Origin of the sequence: Mesorhizobium sp. M1329, from assembly GCF_040318035.1 — a bacterium.
Lineage (GTDB): Bacteria > Pseudomonadota > Alphaproteobacteria > Rhizobiales > Rhizobiaceae > Mesorhizobium.
Window position 1 is genome coordinate 12,175 of the sequence record NZ_JAMYLN010000004.1, and the last position, 18,447, is coordinate 30,621.

The window sequence follows — 18,447 nt, forward strand, 5'->3', positions numbered from 1 at the left end:
GTTAGAACATGAACTGGAAGACAACAGCGACCGCCATCGGGTTGGCGTTGCTCGCCTCGACGAGCCTGGCTCGCGCCGACGGCGAATTGAACATCTACAATTGGGGCAACTACACCAGCCCTGACGTGATCAAGAAGTTCGAGCAAAAATACAACATCAAGGTGACCATCACCGACTACGATTCGAATGATACCGCGCTCGCCAAAGTGCGTCAGGGCGGCACCGGCTTCGACATCGCGGTGCCCTCACAGACCTTCGTGCCGATCTGGATCAAGGAAGGCCTCGTCCAGGAAACCGATCCGGGCAAGATGGAGAACTTCAAGAACGTGGCGCCGGAATGGGCCAATCCCGATTTCGATCCCGGCCGCAAATATTCCGTGCCGTGGGCCTGGGGCACGGTAGGCATCGTGGTGAATACCGATGTCTACAACGGGCCGTCGGACAGTTGGGGCATCATCTTCAACACGCCCGATGAACTGAAGGGCAAGGTCAACGTCGTGCCGGAAATGAACGACGTCATGTTCGCGGCGACCAAATATGTCGGCGGCGCGCAATGCGCCAGCGACAAGGAAACGCTGAAGAAGGTGCGTGACACGCTGGTTGCCGCGAAGCCAAACTGGATCGCGATGGAATACAACACCATCGAGAAGATGGGCGCCGGCGATTTCAAGGCGACAAGCGACTGGAACGGATCGGCCCTGCGCCAGCGGCTGGCGAACCCCAAGATCCACTATTTCTATCCCAAGGAAGGTTTTGGTCTCTGGAGCGACAATGTCATGGTCCTGAAGGAAGCTAAGAACGTCGAGAACGCCAAGCTGTTCCAGAACTTCATCATGGATCCGGAGAACGCCGCCGGCCTGTCGGCTTTCCACCGCTATGCCAACGGCATTGCCGGTTCGGACAAGTACATGCCGGCCGATATGAAGGACGCGCCGGAGGTGATTATCCCGGAAGCCGTCAAGGCGCGCGGCGAGTTGCAGACACTGTGTTCCCCGGCGGTGCAGGACATCTACAGCAAGATCTGGACCGAACTGCAGAAGTAACCCGGCCCAACCCGGCGGCATTGCCGCCGGGTTTTTCCGGCGATCGGCCGTGCAAGCCATCGCCGCGGCGCTCGCCCAGAACCCAAAGACCGAAGGAAGCGCCTATGGCCGGCATGACCGCGTTCGAGACCAGGTATGGCTTTGCCCGCAAGCAGGTGCTGCTCGGCAATTGGCGGGAAAGCCCGTTCAGCCGGTGGTCGTTCCAGAATGCCGGCGAGCTGGTGCCGAGCGCTGCCGTGGCAGCAAAGCCGGGCAGCTGCGAGGCGCCGGCGCAGGATTTCGGCGGGCTACTTCGTGAAAAGGTTGCTCTTGCAGGCGGCGCGGAGACTATCGCGGCTTTTCTCAAGCGCTCCGACACCGACGCGCTGACGATCATGAAAGGCGGTAAATTCGTCGGCGACTGGTTCGCGCCGCATATGGAGTTCGGGGCGCGCCACATCGTCTTTTCGATCAGCAAGTCGCTGACCGCCATTGTTGCCGGCATTTTGGAAGGCGAGGGGCTTTTCGATCCGCAGGCTCCGGTAAGCCGCTATCTGCCCGAAGCCGCCGGCTCGGCCTATGGCGATGCGCGTGTGCGGCACGTGCTCGACATGAGTGTCAGCCTCGATTTCGAAGAGGCCTATCTCGATCCGGAAAGCGCATTCGCCCGCTATCGCCGCGCCATGCTGTGGAATCCAGGCGGGGGCACCGAGAGCCTGGCCACTTTCCTCATGACGCTGCAGGGCTTGGCCGAGCCGCATGGCCGGACGTTCCGCTACCGCTCGCCCAATTCCGACCTGCTCGGCATCCTGCTCGAACGCGCGTCAGGCCAGCGCTTCGCCGATCTGATGCGCGAAAAATTATGGGCGCCGCTCGGCGCCGTCAGCGATGCCTCCGTGACGGTCGACATGGAAGGCACGGCGCGCACCGCCGGCGGCATTTCGGTGACGCCGCGCGACCTCGCCCGGGTCGGCGAGATGATGCGGCAAGGCGGCGTAGCCAATGGCCGCCGTATCGTGCCGGAAGCCTGGGTGCGCGACACGACCGAAACAGGCGGTGACGCCGAGGCCTGGCAACGCGGCACGATGGCGTTCCTGTTTCCGCGTGGCCGCTACCGCAGCAAATGGTACCAGACGAGCGCGGCAAGCGGCGCCTTCTGCGGCATCGGCATCCACGGCCAGTGGCTTTACGTCAATCCGAAGGCCGAAATGGTAATCGCAAAGATGTCGTCGCAGCCGCTGCCGGTCGACGATCCGCTCGATCTGGATATGGTTTCGTTCTTCGAGGCGCTGAGCCGGATGGTCTGATCCGATCCAGACAGCCGACCTTTCCTGTGGACCTCTCGCCGGGTTGAAAATGGCGCAGTTGGCGCATCGGTGCTCTGCGCCTATGGTCGCTGCTCGTTTCGACCAGCGACAGGTACGACATGGCATCCGACATCAAGCGCATCGCAACCATCATAGCCGCCGAGATCGGCGCGCGGCCCGAACAGGCCGCGGCGGCGATCGGCTTGCTCGACGACGGTGCGACCGTGCCGTTCGTGGCGCGCTACCGCAAGGAGGTCACCGGCGGCCTCGACGACACGCAGCTGCGCGACCTTGCCGAGCGGCTGGCCTATCTGCGCGAGCTTGACGCGCGCCGCGACACCATCCTTGGTTCGATCCGTGAGCAAGGCAAGCTGACCGAAGAGCTCGAGGCAAAGATCGCTGCGGCCGTCACCAAGGCCGAGCTCGAAGACATCTACCTGCCTTACAAGCCGAAGCGCCGGACCAAGGCCGAGATCGCGCGCGAGCGTGGGCTGGGCCCGCTGGCGGAAGCTATTCTCGCCGACCGTACGGCCATGCCCGCCGAGCTGGCGCTGGCCTACATCAGCGAAGACGTCGTTGATACCAAGGCGGCCCTCGAGGGAGCGCGCGACATCCTGTCCGAACAGTTCGCCGAGAATGCCGATCTGGTCGGCAGATTGCGGACCTATATGAAGGAACGCGCCTTCCTGCGCTCGCGCGTCGTCGATGGCAAGCAGGAGGCCGGCGCGAAATTTTCCGACTATTTCGACCATGTCGAGCGCTGGGCCAACGTGCCCAGCCATCGCGCGCTGGCCATGCTGCGCGGCCGCAACGAGGAGGTGCTGTCGCTCGACATCGAAGTCGATGCCGACGATGCCTCTCCGGTGAAGCCGGTCGAGCGGATGATTGCAGAAGCCTACGCCATCGGCCGCCAGTTGCCGGGCGACCGCTGGCTGATGGAGGTCGCCGGCTGGACCTGGCGCATAAAGCTGTCGCTGCACCTGACGCTCGATCTGATGCGCGATCTGCGCGAGCGGGCCGAGGAAGAAGCGATCCATGTCTTCGCCCGCAATCTCAAGGATTTGCTGCTTGCCGCGCCTGCCGGCTCGCGGCCGACGATGGGCCTCGACCCCGGCATCCGCACCGGCGTCAAGGTGGCGGTGGTGGACGGCACCGGCAAGGTTCTGGCGACGACGACGGTCTATCCGTTTCCGCCGAAGAACGATGTCCGCGGCACGCAGGCCGAACTGGCCAAGCTCATCCGGCTGCACAAGGTCGAGCTGATTTCCATCGGCAATGGCACCGGCAGCCGCGAGACCGAAAGGCTGGTCGCCGACATGCTGGCCGATATGCCTGCCGGGTCCGGGCCGAAGCCGCTCAAGGTGATCGTCAGCGAAGCCGGCGCCTCGGTCTATTCCGCCTCGGCAACGGCGGCAGCGGAATTTCCCGGCCTCGACGTGTCGCTGCGCGGCGCGGTGTCGATTGCCCGGCGCCTGCAGGATCCGCTCGCCGAACTGGTCAAGATCGAGCCGAAGTCGATAGGCGTCGGCCAGTACCAGCACGACGTCGATCAGTACCGCCTCGGCCGCTCGCTGGAAGCGGTGGTCGAGGATGCGGTCAATGCCGTCGGCGTCGACCTCAACACGGCGTCGGCGCCGCTTCTGGCGCGGGTTTCGGGTCTCGGCGCATCGCTGGCCGAGGCGATCGTTGCGCATCGCGATGCCGCCGGCCCGTTCGCCAGCCGCCGCGAACTGTTGAAGGTCTCCCGCCTTGGACCCCGGGCGTTCGAGCAATGCGCCGGCTTCCTGCGCATTCCCAACGGCAGCGAACCGCTCGATGCCTCGGCGGTGCATCCGGAAGCCTATGGCGTGGCCAAAAAGATCGTCGCCGCCTGCGGGCGCGACGTTCGCTCGCTGATGGGCGACAGCGCCGCACTCAAGGCGCTCGATCCGCGCGTCTTCGTCGATGAGCGCTTCGGCCTGCCGACGGTGCGTGACATCCTGGCGGAGCTGGAAAAGCCCGGCCGCGATCCACGCCCCGGTTTCAAGACCGCGACCTTTGCCGATGGTGTCGACGACATCAAGGATCTGAAGCCCGGCATGCAGCTTGAAGGCACCGTCACCAATGTCGCGGCCTTCGGCGCCTTCGTCGATATCGGCGTACACCAGGACGGATTGGTGCACGTCTCGCAACTGGCCGATCGGTTCATCAAGGACGCGCATGAGGTGGTCAAGGCCGGCGACGTGGTCAAGGTGCGTGTCGTCGACGTCGATATCAAGCGCAAGCGCATCGGCCTGTCGATGCGCAAAGACGGTGACGGTGGCGCACCGCGCGACAATGGCAACAGGCCGGTGCCGCGCGCGCCGGCGCCCCAACGCCAGCCGGAGCGGCCGGCGCAGCAGGGCGCGTTCGGCGCCGCTTTGGCCGATGCGTTGAAGCGGAAGTAGCAGGCGATCGCTTCAGACAAAAGCTAAGCGCTCGACAGGGCAATTGTCGAGGCGCCGTCGGCGAAGTTGCTGATCTCCCCCCTTGCGGGGGAGATGCCCGGCAGGGCAGAGGGGGGTGCTGTCCCGCCGACCTGTCAACCAATTACAGCCACGCCCTCAGGCTTCTGGTTGGGAATGGCTGAAGTTGGCGATCCTTCCCACCCCCCTCTGTCCTGCCGGACATCTCCCCCGCAAGGGGGGAGATCGGATGTCGCTGCGGCTTTCGCCAATCGCCAACGCGGCGGGTTTTGTGTTTGAGGGTCTCTTGCTTCGAGCTCCGAAGCGAAAACATTTTAGACGCGACTGAGCAGCCAGGCGCCGCCCGACATTGATGATCCATCACCAATGCTCATGGATCGGCGACGCTATTTCGTTTGATTTTTTCAGGACGGGAGCCGATAAGCCGCGCGTTTCAAGATTTCTGTTTCGATGCATGTCGTTATCTCCAAGCTGCCGGACACCCTCGGGTCAGGCCCGCGGGCAAGCTTTGGGCGACATGCATGAGTTTGGGAGACCGAGAGCCATGGCCGCCGACAAGAACGCATTCGTCTGGGATGATCCTTTCCTGATCGAGGACCAGCTTTCGGAGGACGAGCGCATGGTGCGCGATGGCGCCGCGGCGTTTGCCGCCGACAAGCTCGCTCCGAAGATCGAGGAAGCCTATCTCGAGGAAAAGACCGACGCCGGGATCTTTCGCGAAATGGGCGAGGCGGGTCTGCTCGGCATCACCATCCCCGAGGAATATGGCGGGCTCGGCGCCAACTACGTCACCTACGGGCTGGTCGCGCGCGAGGTCGAACGCGTCGATTCCGGCTATCGCTCGATGATGAGCGTGCAGTCGTCGCTGGTGATGTATCCGATCCACGCCTATGGCTCGGAAGAACAGCGCAAGAAATACCTGCCGAAGCTGGCGTCGGGCGAATGGATCGGCTGCTTTGGCCTCACCGAGCCGGATGCCGGTTCCGACCCGGGCGGCATGAAGACACGGGCCGAAAAGACCGCGAACGGCTACAGGATCTCCGGCTCGAAGATGTGGATTTCCAACGCGCCGATCGCCGACGTGTTCGTCGTCTGGGCAAAATCGGCCGCGCATGACAACGAGATTCGCGGCTTTGTGCTGGAAAAGGGCATGAACGGGCTGTCGGCGCCGAAGATCGGCGGCAAGCTGTCGCTGCGCGCCTCGATCACCGGCGAAGTGGTGATGGAAGGCGTCGAGGTCGGCGAGGACGCGCTGCTGCCCAATGTCTCGGGTCTGAAAGGACCGTTCGGCTGCCTCAACCGCGCGCGCTACGGAATCTCCTGGGGCGCCATGGGCGCGGCGGAAGATTGCTGGCACCGCGCCCGCCAGTATGGCCTCGACCGCAAGCAGTTCGGCAAGCCGCTGGCCGGCACGCAGCTTTTCCAGAAGAAGCTCGCCGACATGCAGACCGAGATCGCGCTGGGCCTGCAGGGCAGCCTGCGCGTCGGGCGGCTGATGGATGAAGGCAAGATGGCGCCGGAGATGATCTCGCTCGTCAAGCGCAACAATTGCGGCAAGGCGCTCGACATCGCCCGCCAGGCCCGCGACATGCATGGCGGAAACGGCATCCAGATCGGCTACCACGTCATGCGCCACGCCCAGAACCTGGAAACCGTCAACACCTATGAGGGCACGCATGACGTGCATGCGCTGATCCTCGGGCGGGCGCAGACAGGGTTGCAGGCGTTCTTTTAGGGTTCAGGTGTTCTCCGCTCCAAGGTGCTGGCATCTCCTCCCGCAAAGCGGAGATCGCCAACTTTCCGTCGACCATGCCATATTTTGTTCTTGCTTTGTGCCGGCAGCTATGCTACTAATTTGGTTATAGTGCTAATTGGCACCGACGACCCGCCCACCGAGGCGGGTTTTCTTTTCAGCTCTTTTCGACCAAGCATCGCGTATGCTGCCGATCATCGATATCGGCGGGAAGCGCCCGGTGCTGACCCGCCGGCCTTCGGCTCTGCAGCGTTGCAACGTCGTGCCGCCACGCTGCGGAATCCCAGGGTCGGCGCTCCGTTTCGTGAGGCTGTGAAGCTGCTTAATTTAGGTGCAGCGCAACATCTCTGCTTGGAGAATGGTCAGCATTCGTGTCAGGGTTCAGCGAACTCCTTTTGAAACGCCGACTTCAGGGGCACCATGGCAATTCTGGCAGCCGTCTATCACCTGACCCACTACAAATACGACCGGCCGGTCATATTGGGCCCGCAAGTCATAAGGTTGCAGCCTGCGCCGCATTCCCGCACCAAGGTGCTCAGCCATTCGCTGAAGGTCGGGCCGGCAAACCACTTCGTCAATCTGCAGCAGGACCCCTACGGCAATTTCCTGGCCCGCTTCGTGTTCCCCGAACCGGTGACGGAACTGAAGATCGAAGTCGACCTCGTTGCCGACATGACCGTCTACAATCCGTTCGATTTCTTCGTCGAGCCCTCGGCCGAGACGTTTCCGTTCGAATACCCCGAAGAGATCAGAGATGATCTGACCATCTACCGTACGCCCGAACCGGCGGGGCCGCTGTTGGAGGCATTCCTGAAAACCATCGCGCGCCACCCGACCAATACCGTCAATTTTGTCGTCGACCTCAATGCGCGGCTGCAGCGCGAGATCGCCTATATCGTGCGCATGGAAACCGGCGTTTTCTCGCCCGAGGAAACGCTGGCGGCCGGCAAAGGGTCGTGCCGGGATTCCAGCTGGCTCCTGGTGCAGATACTGAGGAACCTCGGCATCGCCGCGCGCTTCGTCTCGGGCTATCTGATCCAGCTCAAACCCGACCTCGTCGCGCTCGACGGACCGGCTGGCACAGCCGTCGACTTCACCGATCTCCATGCCTGGTGCGAGGTGTATCTGCCGGGCGCCGGCTGGATCGGCTTCGATCCGACCTCCGGCCTGCTCACCGGCGAAAGCCATGTGCCGCTCGCGGCAACGCCGCATTTCCGCAATGCCGCGCCGATCTCCGGCATGGCGAGCTTCGCCAATGTCGAGTTCGGTTTCGACATGAGGGTCGACCGCATCGCCGAGCATCCGCGCATTACCAAGCCGTTCTCCGACGAGAGCTGGAAGGCGCTGGACGCGCTGGGGGTCCAGGTCGATGCCGCGCTCCAGGCCGGCGATGTGCGGCTGACCATGGGCGGCGAGCCGACCTTCGTCTCAATCGACGATTTCGAGGCTGCAGAGTGGAACACCGCCGCCGTCGGGCCAACCAAGCGCGAAAAGGCCGATGCACTGATCCGCCGGCTGCGCGAACGCTTCGCGCCGGGCGGCTTCCTGCATTATGGGCAGGGCAAATGGTACCCCGGCGAAAGCCTGCCGCGCTGGACGTTCTCGCTCTACTGGCGCACGGACGGCGAGCCGGTGTGGAGCGACCCGTCGCTGATCGCACATGAAAAGAGCGAGGCGGATGTCGGACCGAAGCAGGCCGAGAGCCTGCTGACGGCGATTGCCGACGAACTCGGCATCGACAAGACGATGGTCAGCGAAGCCTATGAGGATCCGGCTGAATGGCTGCTGAAGGAAGGCAAGCTGCCGGGGAATGTCGATCCCTCCAATTCGAAGCTGGAGGATCCGGAGGAGCGCAGCCGCATGGCGCGGGTGTTCGAACGCGGGCTGACCAAGCCGTCGGGCTATGTGCTGCCTGTCCAGCGCTGGAACAGCCAGGCGTCCGGACCGCGCTGGCGCTCGGAGAAGTGGAAGACGCGGCGCGGCAGGCTGTTCCTGGTGCCCGGCGATTCGCCGGTCGGCTACCGCCTGCCGCTCGGCACGCTGCCTTATGTGCCGCCGGCGCAGTTCCCCTATATCGTGCCGGTCGATCCATCGCTGCCGCGCGGACCATTGCCGGCGCGCGAGGCGATCTTGCCCGGTGCTGCTTCTTCGCCCGCCCCGGCCGAACTGGAAGGCGCCGACGAGATCGCGCGATGCCAGCAGGCGGTATCCTTCACGGCCGTTACCGGCCAGCAAGACCGTGTCGAACAGGAGATCACCGAGATCGGCGGCGCCGTGCGTACCGCCCTTTCGGTCGAGCCGCGCGACGGACGGCTTTGTGTGTTCATGCCGCCGGTCGAGGCGCTGGAGGACTATCTCGAACTGGTCGCGGCGGCGGAGAACGCGGCAAAGGCGATCGGCCTGCCGGTGCACATCGAGGGCTACGGCCCGCCGCACGATCCGCGCCTCAATGTCATCCGCGTCGCACCCGATCCCGGCGTCATCGAAGTCAATATCCACCCCGCCGCGAATTGGCAGGATTGCGTGGCGACGACCACGGCGATCTACGAAGAGGCGCGGCAGACGCGGCTTGGCGCCGACAAGTTCATGATCGACGGCCGCCACACCGGCACCGGCGGCGGCAACCATGTCGTCGTCGGCGGCGCCACGCCCAATGACAGTCCGTTCCTGCGCCGCCCCGACCTGTTGAAGAGCCTGGTGCTGCAATGGCAGCGGCATCCGTCACTGTCCTATCTGTTCTCCGGCCTGTTCATCGGCCCGACCAGCCAGGCGCCGCGCTTCGACGAGGCACGCCATGATTCGCTCTACGAACTCGAGATAGCGATGGCGCAGGTGCCGCATCCGGACAAGGGCGCGGCACCCCTGCCGTGGCTGGTCGACCGGCTGTTCCGCAACCTTCTGACCGACGTGACGGGCAATACCCATCGCTCGGAAATCTGCATCGACAAGCTGTTTTCTCCGGACGGGCCGACGGGCCGGCTCGGGCTGGTCGAATTCCGCGGCTTCGAGATGCCGCCCAACGCGCGCATGAGCCTGGCACAGCAATTGCTGGTGCGCGCCATTATCGCCCGGGCCTGGAAGAACCCGCTCGATGGCCGCTTCGTGCGCTGGGGCACCTCGCTGCACGACCGTTTCATGCTGCCGCATTATGTCTGGGCGGATTTTCTCGATGTGCTGGACGACCTCAAGCTGAACGGCTTTGCGTTCCGTCCGGAATGGTTCGACGCCCAGCTCGAATTCCGCTTCCCGTTCTGCGGCGAGGTCCAGCACGCCGGCGTCAAGCTGGAACTCAGGCAGGCGCTCGAGCCGTGGCATGTGATGGGCGAGCAAGGCGCGATCGGCGGTACCGTGCGCTTTGTCGATTCCTCCGTCGAAAGGCTGCAGGTGAAGACCGAGGGGCTCAACCCGGAGCGTCACGCCGTCGTCTGCAACGGCCGCGTCGTGCCGATGAAGGTGACCGACAACAGAGAAATCGCGGTGGCCGGCGTACGCTTCAAGGCCTGGCAGCCGGCGTCGGGCCTGCATCCGGCGCTGCCGGTCAACACGCCGCTGGTCTTCGACATCTATGACCGCTGGTCGGGCCGCGCGGTCGGCGGCTGCGTATACCATGTGGCACATCCCGGCGGGCGCAGCTACGACACGTTCCCGGTCAATGGCAACGAAGCGGAGGCGCGGCGGCTCGCCCGCTTCGAGCCACGTGGCCATACGCCGTCCAGCTATGTGCTGCGCCACGAAGAAGCCTCTGAAGATTTCCCGATGACCCTTGACCTTCGGCGGCCGCAAAGACTCTGATCAGCCATGGCGAAGGGGAATCACAAAAAGCTGCGCAGCAAGCCGCAGACCCACAGTCTGCTGGAGCACTATCAGCCGATCGACGGCGTCGTCGACGAGATGGTCGATGCGTCGGGCAATCCGCGGCCGGCCTGGCGGCACTTCGTCGAGGCGCTGGAGGACCTGGGTCCGGAAAAGCTTGCCCAGCGCTTTGCCCGCGCCGACCAGTACCTGCGCGATGCCGGCGTCTATTACCGCGTCTACGACAAGGCCGGCGCCAATGAGCGGGAATGGCCGCTGGCGCATGTGCCGCTGCTTATCGAGGAGCAGGAATGGGCTGACATCAGCGCTGGCCTGGTCCAGCGGGCCGATCTGTTCGAGGAGACCATCGCCGACATTTACGGGCCGAACCGGCTGGTCGAGAAAGGCATTCTGCCGGCCGGATTGATCGCGGCCAGCCCGGAATATTTGCGGCCGGTCGTCGGCACCAGGCCGGCCAGCGGCCATTTCCTGCATTTCTGCGCCTTCGAGCTCGGTCGTGGCCCGGACGGCCGCTGGTGGGTGCTTGGCGACCGCACACAGGCGCCGTCGGGCGCCGGCTTTGCACTGGAAAACCGCGTCGCCACCACAAGGGCGCTGTCCGACATTTACGGCGAGATGCATGTGCACCGCCTGGCCGGTTTCTTCCGCCGTTTTCGCGATGCGTTGATCGGCATGGCCAAGCAGGCCGGCGGCCGTGTCGCCATCCTGACACCGGGCCCGCTGAACGAAACCTATTACGAACATGCCTATATCGCCCGCTATCTCGGCATCATGCTGCTCGAGGGCGAGGACCTGACCGTCTCCGGCGGCAGGCTGATGGTGCGCACGGTTTCGGGGCTGATGCCGGTCAGCGTCCTGTGGCGGCGGCTCGACGCCGCCTTCGCCGATCCGCTCGAACTGCGGCCGGACTCGCAGATCGGCACGCCGGGGCTGGTCGAAGCGGTACGGCAAGGGGCGGTTTCGGCCGTCAATGCACTGGGCTCCGGCCTGATGGAGACACGCGCGCTGCTCGCCTTCCTCCCGAAGATTTCACGCGCCCTGCGCAACGAGGAACTGCTGCTGCCGACCGTCGCGACGTGGTGGTGCGGGCAGGAGACGGAGCGCGCGCATGTGCTCGCCAATATCGACAGCATGGTGATCGGCCCGGCGCTGTCGACGCGGCTTGCCTTCGAGGACGATGGCTCGACCAAGCTCGGGTCAGCGCTGTCGGTCGAGGAACGGGCCGAACTCGTCGCCCGGATCGAACGGGACGGCGGCGACTTCGTCGGGCAGGAAGCGGTGACGCTGTCGACCACGCCTGTCTATGTCGGCGGCTGGCTGGAGCCGCGGCCGGCAAGCCTGCGCGTCTATCTGGCGCGGACGCCGGAAGGCTGGACCGTGATGCCGGGCGGTTTTGCCCGTGTCGGCTTTTCGCTCGACCCGACGGCCATCGCCATGCAGCGCGGCGGCCAGGCGGCGGATGTGTGGGTGGTCAGTGACAGGCCGGTGGAGCGCGAGACGCTGCTGCCGCAGGAGCACGACAGCTTCACCCGCACCCTGCCGGGCAGCCTGCCCAGCCGCGCGGCGGAGAACCTGACCTGGCTCGGCCGCTATATCGAGCGGTCGGAAGACACGGTGCGCATCCTGCGCGCCTACCATGTGCGGCTGGCCGAGACATCCGACCCCGAGATGCCGCTGCTCGCCGATATCAGCGACTATCTCGCGCCGTTCGGCATCGACGTCGAGACGGCAATCCCGTTGGGACTCATCGGCACGCTGGACAGCGCCGTTTATAGTGCCGGGCAGATCCGCGACCGCTTCTCGCCTGATGGCTGGCTGGCATTGAAGGATCTGTCGAAGACCATCCATCAATTTGCCGCGACAGTGGCGCCGGGCGACGACGCGACAAGGGCAATGACGGTCATCCTGCGCAAGCTGGCCGGGTTTTCCGGCCTGCTGCACGAGAACATGTACCGCTTTGCCGGCTGGCGTTTCCTGGAAATCGGCCGCAGGCTCGAGCGCGGCATCCAGATCGCCCGCACGCTCGCCCGGCTGACCAGAGCCCAGGCGCCGGAAGGTGCGCTCGACATGATGCTGGAGATCGGCGACAGCGTCATGACCCACCGTCGGCAATATCCGGTGCAGGCGGGGCGGCGCACGGTAGTCGACCTTTTGGCGCTCGATCCGCTCAATCCGCGCTCGATCCTTTTCCAACTCGAACGGCTGAAGGCCGAAATCGCGCTGTTGCCCGCGGTCGGCGCTGAAGGCCATATGTCGCCGGCGGCCAAGGAAATCCTGCAGCTCAACACGTCGATCGCCATCAAGGAGCCTTCGGACATGACGGCCAAGGCCCTCGGCGATCTCGCCAATGAAATCGGCGGGCTCTACAACAGCCTCGCCAAAGCCTATTTCGGATAGAGACGGCATGCTCTACGACATCAGGCTTCACCTGCGTTACGACTATGATGCGGCGGCCGGCGGCGGCCGCCATCAGGTCCGCGTGCTGCCGCCGACCATCCCTGGCGTGCAGCGCGTCATCGCCGCTTCACTGTCTTTTGTGCCGGCGCCCAGCGAACGTTCCGACTTTTCCGACTTTTTCGGCACCAGTGTCACCTCGATCGCCTTTCGGGACCCGCATGATGCACTCGACATCAGGATGAGCGCGCGTGTGTCGGTGTCGCGGCCGGAGCCCGGGCTCGACGTATCGCCGGACATACGCCGGCTGAGGGAAGAACTCGGCGCGGTGCACTCGCTGGCGCCGGCTTCGCCGCATCACTTTCTGGCCGCCAGCGATCATGCCGGCATCGACGCGGCAATCACTGCCTATGCGAAAGGCAGTACCGGCAGCTCGACGGTCGGCACGGCCATGGCTCTGTGCAACCGCATTCACCGCGATTTCACCTATGACGGCGAGGCGACGACGGTGCAGACGCGGGCCAGCGACGCCTTCGGCCTGAAGCGCGGCGTCTGCCAGGATTTTTCCCACATCATGATCGCCGGCCTGCGCGGCCTGGGCATCCCTGCAGGCTATGTCAGCGGATTCCTGCGCACCATTCCGCCGCGCGGGAAGCCGCGGCTCGAAGGCGCCGACGCCATGCATGCCTGGGTCAAGGTGTGGTGCGGGCGCGATGCCGGCTGGCAGGAATTCGATCCAACCAATGGCATGCGGGCAAGCAACGACCATATCACGGTCGGCTATGGCCGCGACTACTCCGATGTGGCGCCGATCGTCGGCGTGCTGAAAACCACTGGTGGACAGGTCGGCGAGCAGGCGGTCGACGTCATTCCGGTCGTGCTCGAAAAGGTGTGACGACGCACGTCTTCGTTGCACGGCGACGTCGATAGGCCGTTCTGGAACCAAGAGATCAAGAGGCGTTGGAACCTGCAGCCGGCAAGCGGCTTATCTACGGAAATTCCGTGGAGAGGACATGCTGGACAAATCCGGGTCGTCGTCTGGCCAATCGGCTGTGAGGAAAGCTGCACCAAAAAACGGGGTGCCGCAGAACGGAGCGCCGGAGAACGGCGCGCAAGCCTCGGCCGTTCGGGCCTCGCTCAACTATGTCACCGACACTGAACCCGGTATTCGCCGGCTGCGTTCGGGCAACGGGTTCTCGTACAAAGGACCCGACGGGCGGATTGTCGACGGGGAGGCGCTGGCACGCATCAAGGCGCTTGCCATTCCACCGGCCTGGACGGATGTCTGGATCTCGCCGGATGCCGACGGTCACATCCAGGCGACCGGTCGGGACCAGCGCGGCCGCAAGCAATACCGCTATCATCAGCACTGGGCGGAGGAGCGTGACGGCGTAAAATACTCGAGCCTGATCGCCTTCGCCGAGAGCCTGCCCGAACTGCGGCGGCAGATCGACGCCGATCTGCGCCGTCACGGCCTGCCGCTGGAACGCGTCGTGGCGGCTATCGTCTGGCTGCTCGACAACACAATGATCCGTGTCGGCAATGCCGCCTATGCCCGCGACAACAAGAGTTTTGGACTGACCACGCTGCGTGACCGCCATGTCGACATCAAGGGCTCGAGCCTGCGCTTCGCCTTCATCGGCAAATCCGGCAAGGAATGGAGATTGAAGCTTGTCGATCGCCGGATTGCCAAGGTCGTGCGTGGAGCGCAGGACCTGCCGGGGCAGAAGCTGTTCCAGTATCTCGACGAGGACGCAAACAGGCATCCGGTGCGCTCAGACGACGTCAACCGCTATATCAGGGAGAACGCCGGAGCGGAGTTCAGCTCCAAGCATTTCAGAACCTGGGGCGGCACCATCCATGCGGCGTCGCTGTTTGCGCAAACCGAACGTCCGGAAAGCCAGGCGCAACAAAAAAGGGTGATGAACAATGTCATCGACAAGGTTGCCGAGCGGCTTGGCAACACACGCGCGGTTTGTCGCCAATGCTACATCCATCCGGAAGTGTTCCGCGCCTGGTCCGAAGGACGGCTGCTTGGCGAAATGGCGGATGCCAACAAAGGCAAGCGCTCGATCGCCGGGCTCGACGATGAGGAGGCCCTGGTCTTGAGATGGCTGAAGGCAAGGGAATGACGCCGGACCGGAGGCGTATTTTTTTGTCGACGCCATGTCGGCATCGGTCCTAGTGTTTCGTCCTTTGATAGAGAAAAGGACGACCCATGCTCTACGCGATCCTCTGCTATGCCTCTGAAGACGTCGTCTGCTCCTGGAGCAAGGAGCAGGACGATGCGGTCATGGAAAAGCTTATCGGCGTGCAGGAAAAATATGCCCAGGCGGGCCGCCTTGGCCCAGTGGCGCGGCTCTTGCCGACGACCGCGGCGACGACGCTGAGGAAGGTCAAGGGCGAATCGATCGTCATCGACGGCCCATTTGCCGAAACCAAGGAACAGTTCCTCGGCTTCTACACACTCGAATGCGCCGACCTCGATGAGGCCGTCGACTTCGCGCGCGAGCTTTCCGAGGTCAACCCGAGCGGCGGCTCCTATGAAATCCGGCCGGTCTCGCTCTTCAATCCCGCCAAGGTTTCCGCATGACCGAACTCGCCTGGATCAGCACGGCAATCAGCACCGCTCGCCCGCAGGTGATGGGGGCATTGCTGCGCTACTTCCGCGACCTCGACGCGGCGGAGGAAGCATTCCAGGACGCCTGCCTGAGGGCACTGAACAACTGGCCGAAAAATGGTCCGCCGCGCGATCCGGCAGCCTGGCTGATCTTCGTCGGCCGCAACAGCGGCATCGATGCGGTGCGCAAGCGCGCCAAGCAGGCGCCGCTGCCGGACGAGGACCAGATCTCCGATCTGGAGGATGCCGAGAGCGACGTCGCCGAGCGGCTGGACGGGGCGCATTACCGCGACGATATTTTACGGCTGCTGTTTATCTGCTGCCATCCCGACCTGCCGGCCACACAGCAGATCGCGGTGGCGTTACGTATCGTCTCCGGCTTGACGGTCAAGCAGATCGCCCGCGCCTTCCTCGTCGGTGAAAGCGCCATGGAGCAGCGCATCACGCGCGCCAAGTCGCGTATCGCCGACGCCGGGGTGCCATTCGAGACGCCGGGAGCGGTCGAGCGCTCCGAACGGCTCGCCGCCGTCGCCGCGATGGTCTACTTGATCTTCAACGAAGGCTATTCCAGCAACAGCGGCGAGGCTTCGGCGCGTGCGCCGCTTTGCGAAGAGGCGATCCGGCTGGCCCGCCTGCTGCTCAGGCTATTCCAGACCGAGCCGGAGATCATGGGGCTGACGGCGCTGTTGCTGCTGCAGCATGCACGCTCGCCCGCCCGCTTCGACGAGAACGGCGAGATCGTGCTGCTCGAAGACCAGGACCGCAGCCTGTGGAGCCGCAAGATGATCGATGAAGGCCTGGCGCTGGTCGACAAGGCGTTGCGCCATCGCAAGCCGGGTCCCTACCAGGTGCAAGCGGCGATCGCCGCCCTGCATGCGCGGGCGGAAAAGCCCGAGGATACGGACTGGAACGAGATCGACCTGCTCTACGGCCTGCTCGAGCAGATGCAGCCGTCGCCGGTGGTGACGCTCAACCGCGCCGTCGCGGTCTCCAAGGTGCGTGGACCGGAAGCCGCACTCGCAATGATCGAGCCGCTGGAGGGAAGGCTTTCCGGCTATTTCCATTTCTTCGGCCTCAAGGGCGGACTGCTGATGCAGCTTGGCCGCGGCGAGGAGGCGCGCGTCGCTTTCGACCGCGCCATCGCGCTTGCCAATACGGCCGCCGAGGCAGCGCATATCCGCATCCACATCGACCGGCTGATGAAAGAAAGCGCCGTGCGGGAAACCGCCAAGACGGCACACTAGAGCGCTTCACCATTTCACAGAAACGGTGAAGCGCTCTATCTCTTTGTTTTGACGCAATTCCGGACGGAAAACCGTTCACACTTTTCCTGGAATTGCTCTAATTCGCTCTATCTTGCTGGTTCAACAGTCGGACGCCGGCTTGGACCATGCCGGGGTGGCGATTTCTCCCTGAAACGCGTAATGCCACGCCACGACAGCGCCTGGTGTGCCGACCGGCAGGGAACCGGTATGGCGAAAAGCTTGGACCGACGCCATATGAGCGACGGGATCTGAAAGGGACGAAACGAAAATGACGATTGCGAAGGAAACGGCCGGGCTTCTGGCGAAACTGGGCGTTGCCGAGGGCGCGCTTACGGGCGGCGACCTCATCGTGCGCAGCCCGGTGACCGGCGAGCAGATCGCCGCGCTGAAGACCATCTCGCCGGCCGATGCGACGACGACCATCGACAATGCCCACAAGGCTTTCCTGGCGTGGCGGCAGGTGCCGGCTCCCAAGCGCGGCGAGCTGGTGCGGCTGCTCGGCGAGGAATTGCGCACACACAAGGCCGAGCTTGGCCGGTTGGTGTCGATCGAAGTCGGCAAGATCCCGTCCGAAGGCCTTGGCGAAGTGCAGGAGATGATCGACATCTGCGATTTCGCCGTCGGCCTCTCGCGGCAGTTGTACGGCCTGACCATTGCCACCGAGCGTCCCGGCCATCGCATGATGGAAACTTGGCATCCGCTGGGTGTCGTCGGCGTCATCTCGGCCTTCAATTTTCCGGTCGCGGTGTGGTCGTGGAACGCGGCACTTGCGCTGGTCTGCGGCGACGCGGTGGTGTGGAAGCCGTCCGAGAAGACACCGCTGACGGCGCTCGCCTGCGAAGCGATCTTCAAGCGTGCAGCAGAACGTTTCGGCGATGCGCCGAAGGGGCTGGCACCGGTGCTGATCGGCGATCGTGCCGTCGGCGAGATCCTGGTCGATCATCCCAAGGTGCCGCTGGTCTCGGCCACCGGCTCGACCCGCATGGGCAGGGACGTCGGACCGCGGCTGGCGAAGCGCTTTGCCCGTGCCGTGCTGGAGCTCGGCGGCAACAATGCCGGCATCGTCTGCCCGACGGCCGATCTGGACATGGCGCTCCGCGCTATCGCCTTCGGAGCCATGGGCACGGCCGGGCAGCGCTGCACGACGCTCAGGCGCCTGTTCGTGCATGAGAGCGTCTATGATGCTTTGCTGCCGCAGTTAAGGAAGGCCTATGAAAGCGTCTCGGTCGGCGATCCGCTGGAGACAAGCGCTCTGGTCGGCCCGCTGATCGACAAGGCTGCCTACGAGAATATGCAGAAGGCGCTGGAGCAGGCGGCTTCGCATGGCGGTAAGATAACCGGTGGAATGCGGGTCGAGAACGGCCATCCCGAGGCCTACTATGTGCGTCCGGCGCTGGTCGAAATGCCGCGGCAGGTTTCGCCGGTGACGGAGGAGACCTTCGCGCCGATCCTCTATGTGATGAAATATACGGACTTCGACGCCGTGCTGGAAGAACACAATGCGGTGGGAGCGGGGCTGTCATCGTCGATCTTTACCCGCGACCTGCAGGAATCCGAGCGCTTTCTTAGCGTCGACGGATCGGACTGCGGCATCGCCAACGTCAATATCGGCACGTCAGGGGCCGAGATCGGGGGTGCCTTCGGTGGCGAGAAGGAGACCGGCGGCGGCCGCGAGTCGGGGTCCGATGCCTGGAAGGCCTATATGCGGCGCGCCACCAATACGGTGAATTATTCCAAGGCGCTGCCGCTTGCGCAGGGCGTGTCGTTCGACATCGATTGAAATGCCGGACCTTCGTCGCGGTGGCGCCAACATCGCGACGAAGGCGTTC

General features: G+C 64.3%; 11 protein-coding genes. All 11 read left to right on the forward strand.

Annotation, left to right across the window (positions count from 1 at the left end):
• Positions 1-8 precede the first annotated feature (8 nt).
• The 11 genes from NKH21_RS05020 (at position 9) to amaB (ending at position 18,398) form a co-directional block, all read left to right on the forward strand.
• Positions 9-1,043 (forward strand): ABC transporter substrate-binding protein, encoded by a 1,035-nt coding sequence (locus NKH21_RS05020; RefSeq protein WP_352863292.1) that lies wholly within the window; start codon positions 9-11, stop codon positions 1,041-1,043.
• A gap of 104 nt (positions 1,044-1,147) precedes the next feature.
• On the forward strand, positions 1,148-2,329 hold the full coding sequence (locus tag NKH21_RS05025; protein ID WP_352863294.1) for a serine hydrolase domain-containing protein: 1,182 nt from the start codon (positions 1,148-1,150) through the stop codon (positions 2,327-2,329).
• A 119-nt stretch (positions 2,330-2,448) separates the two neighbouring features.
• Complete coding sequence (locus tag NKH21_RS05030) at positions 2,449-4,755, forward strand: Tex family protein (RefSeq protein ID WP_352863296.1); 2,307 nt, start codon at positions 2,449-2,451, stop codon at positions 4,753-4,755.
• Positions 4,756-5,317: 562 nt separating this feature from the next.
• A complete protein-coding gene (locus NKH21_RS05035; RefSeq protein ID WP_352664437.1) occupies positions 5,318-6,508 on the forward strand; it encodes an acyl-CoA dehydrogenase in 1,191 nt (396 codons plus the stop codon).
• A 438-nt stretch (positions 6,509-6,946) separates the two neighbouring features.
• Positions 6,947-10,318 carry a transglutaminase family protein gene (locus tag NKH21_RS05040; protein WP_352664439.1) on the forward strand — a complete coding sequence of 1,124 codons (3,372 nt, stop codon included), beginning with the start codon at positions 6,947-6,949 and terminating at the stop codon, positions 10,316-10,318.
• A gap of 6 nt (positions 10,319-10,324) precedes the next feature.
• On the forward strand, positions 10,325-12,736 hold the full coding sequence (locus NKH21_RS05045; RefSeq protein WP_352664441.1) for a circularly permuted type 2 ATP-grasp protein: 2,412 nt from the start codon (positions 10,325-10,327) through the stop codon (positions 12,734-12,736).
• Positions 12,737-12,743: 7 nt separating this feature from the next.
• Entirely contained in the window at positions 12,744-13,628 is an 885-nt protein-coding gene (locus NKH21_RS05050) for a transglutaminase family protein (RefSeq protein WP_352664443.1), read from the forward strand.
• Positions 13,629-13,746: 118 nt separating this feature from the next.
• Positions 13,747-14,865, forward strand: coding sequence for a DNA topoisomerase IB (locus tag NKH21_RS05055; RefSeq protein ID WP_352664445.1), 1,119 nt, complete (start codon positions 13,747-13,749; stop codon positions 14,863-14,865).
• 86 nt (positions 14,866-14,951) lie between these two features.
• Positions 14,952-15,326 (forward strand): YciI family protein, encoded by a 375-nt coding sequence (locus tag NKH21_RS05060; RefSeq protein WP_292663532.1) that lies wholly within the window; start codon positions 14,952-14,954, stop codon positions 15,324-15,326.
• Entirely contained in the window at positions 15,323-16,597 is a 1,275-nt protein-coding gene (locus NKH21_RS05065) for an RNA polymerase sigma factor (protein ID WP_352863300.1), read from the forward strand. Before NKH21_RS05060 ends, NKH21_RS05065 begins: the two co-directional genes overlap by 4 nt.
• A gap of 289 nt (positions 16,598-16,886) precedes the next feature.
• Entirely contained in the window at positions 16,887-18,398 is a 1,512-nt protein-coding gene (gene amaB / locus NKH21_RS05070; RefSeq protein ID WP_352863302.1) for an L-piperidine-6-carboxylate dehydrogenase, read from the forward strand.
• Positions 18,399-18,447: the final 49 nt, after the last annotated feature.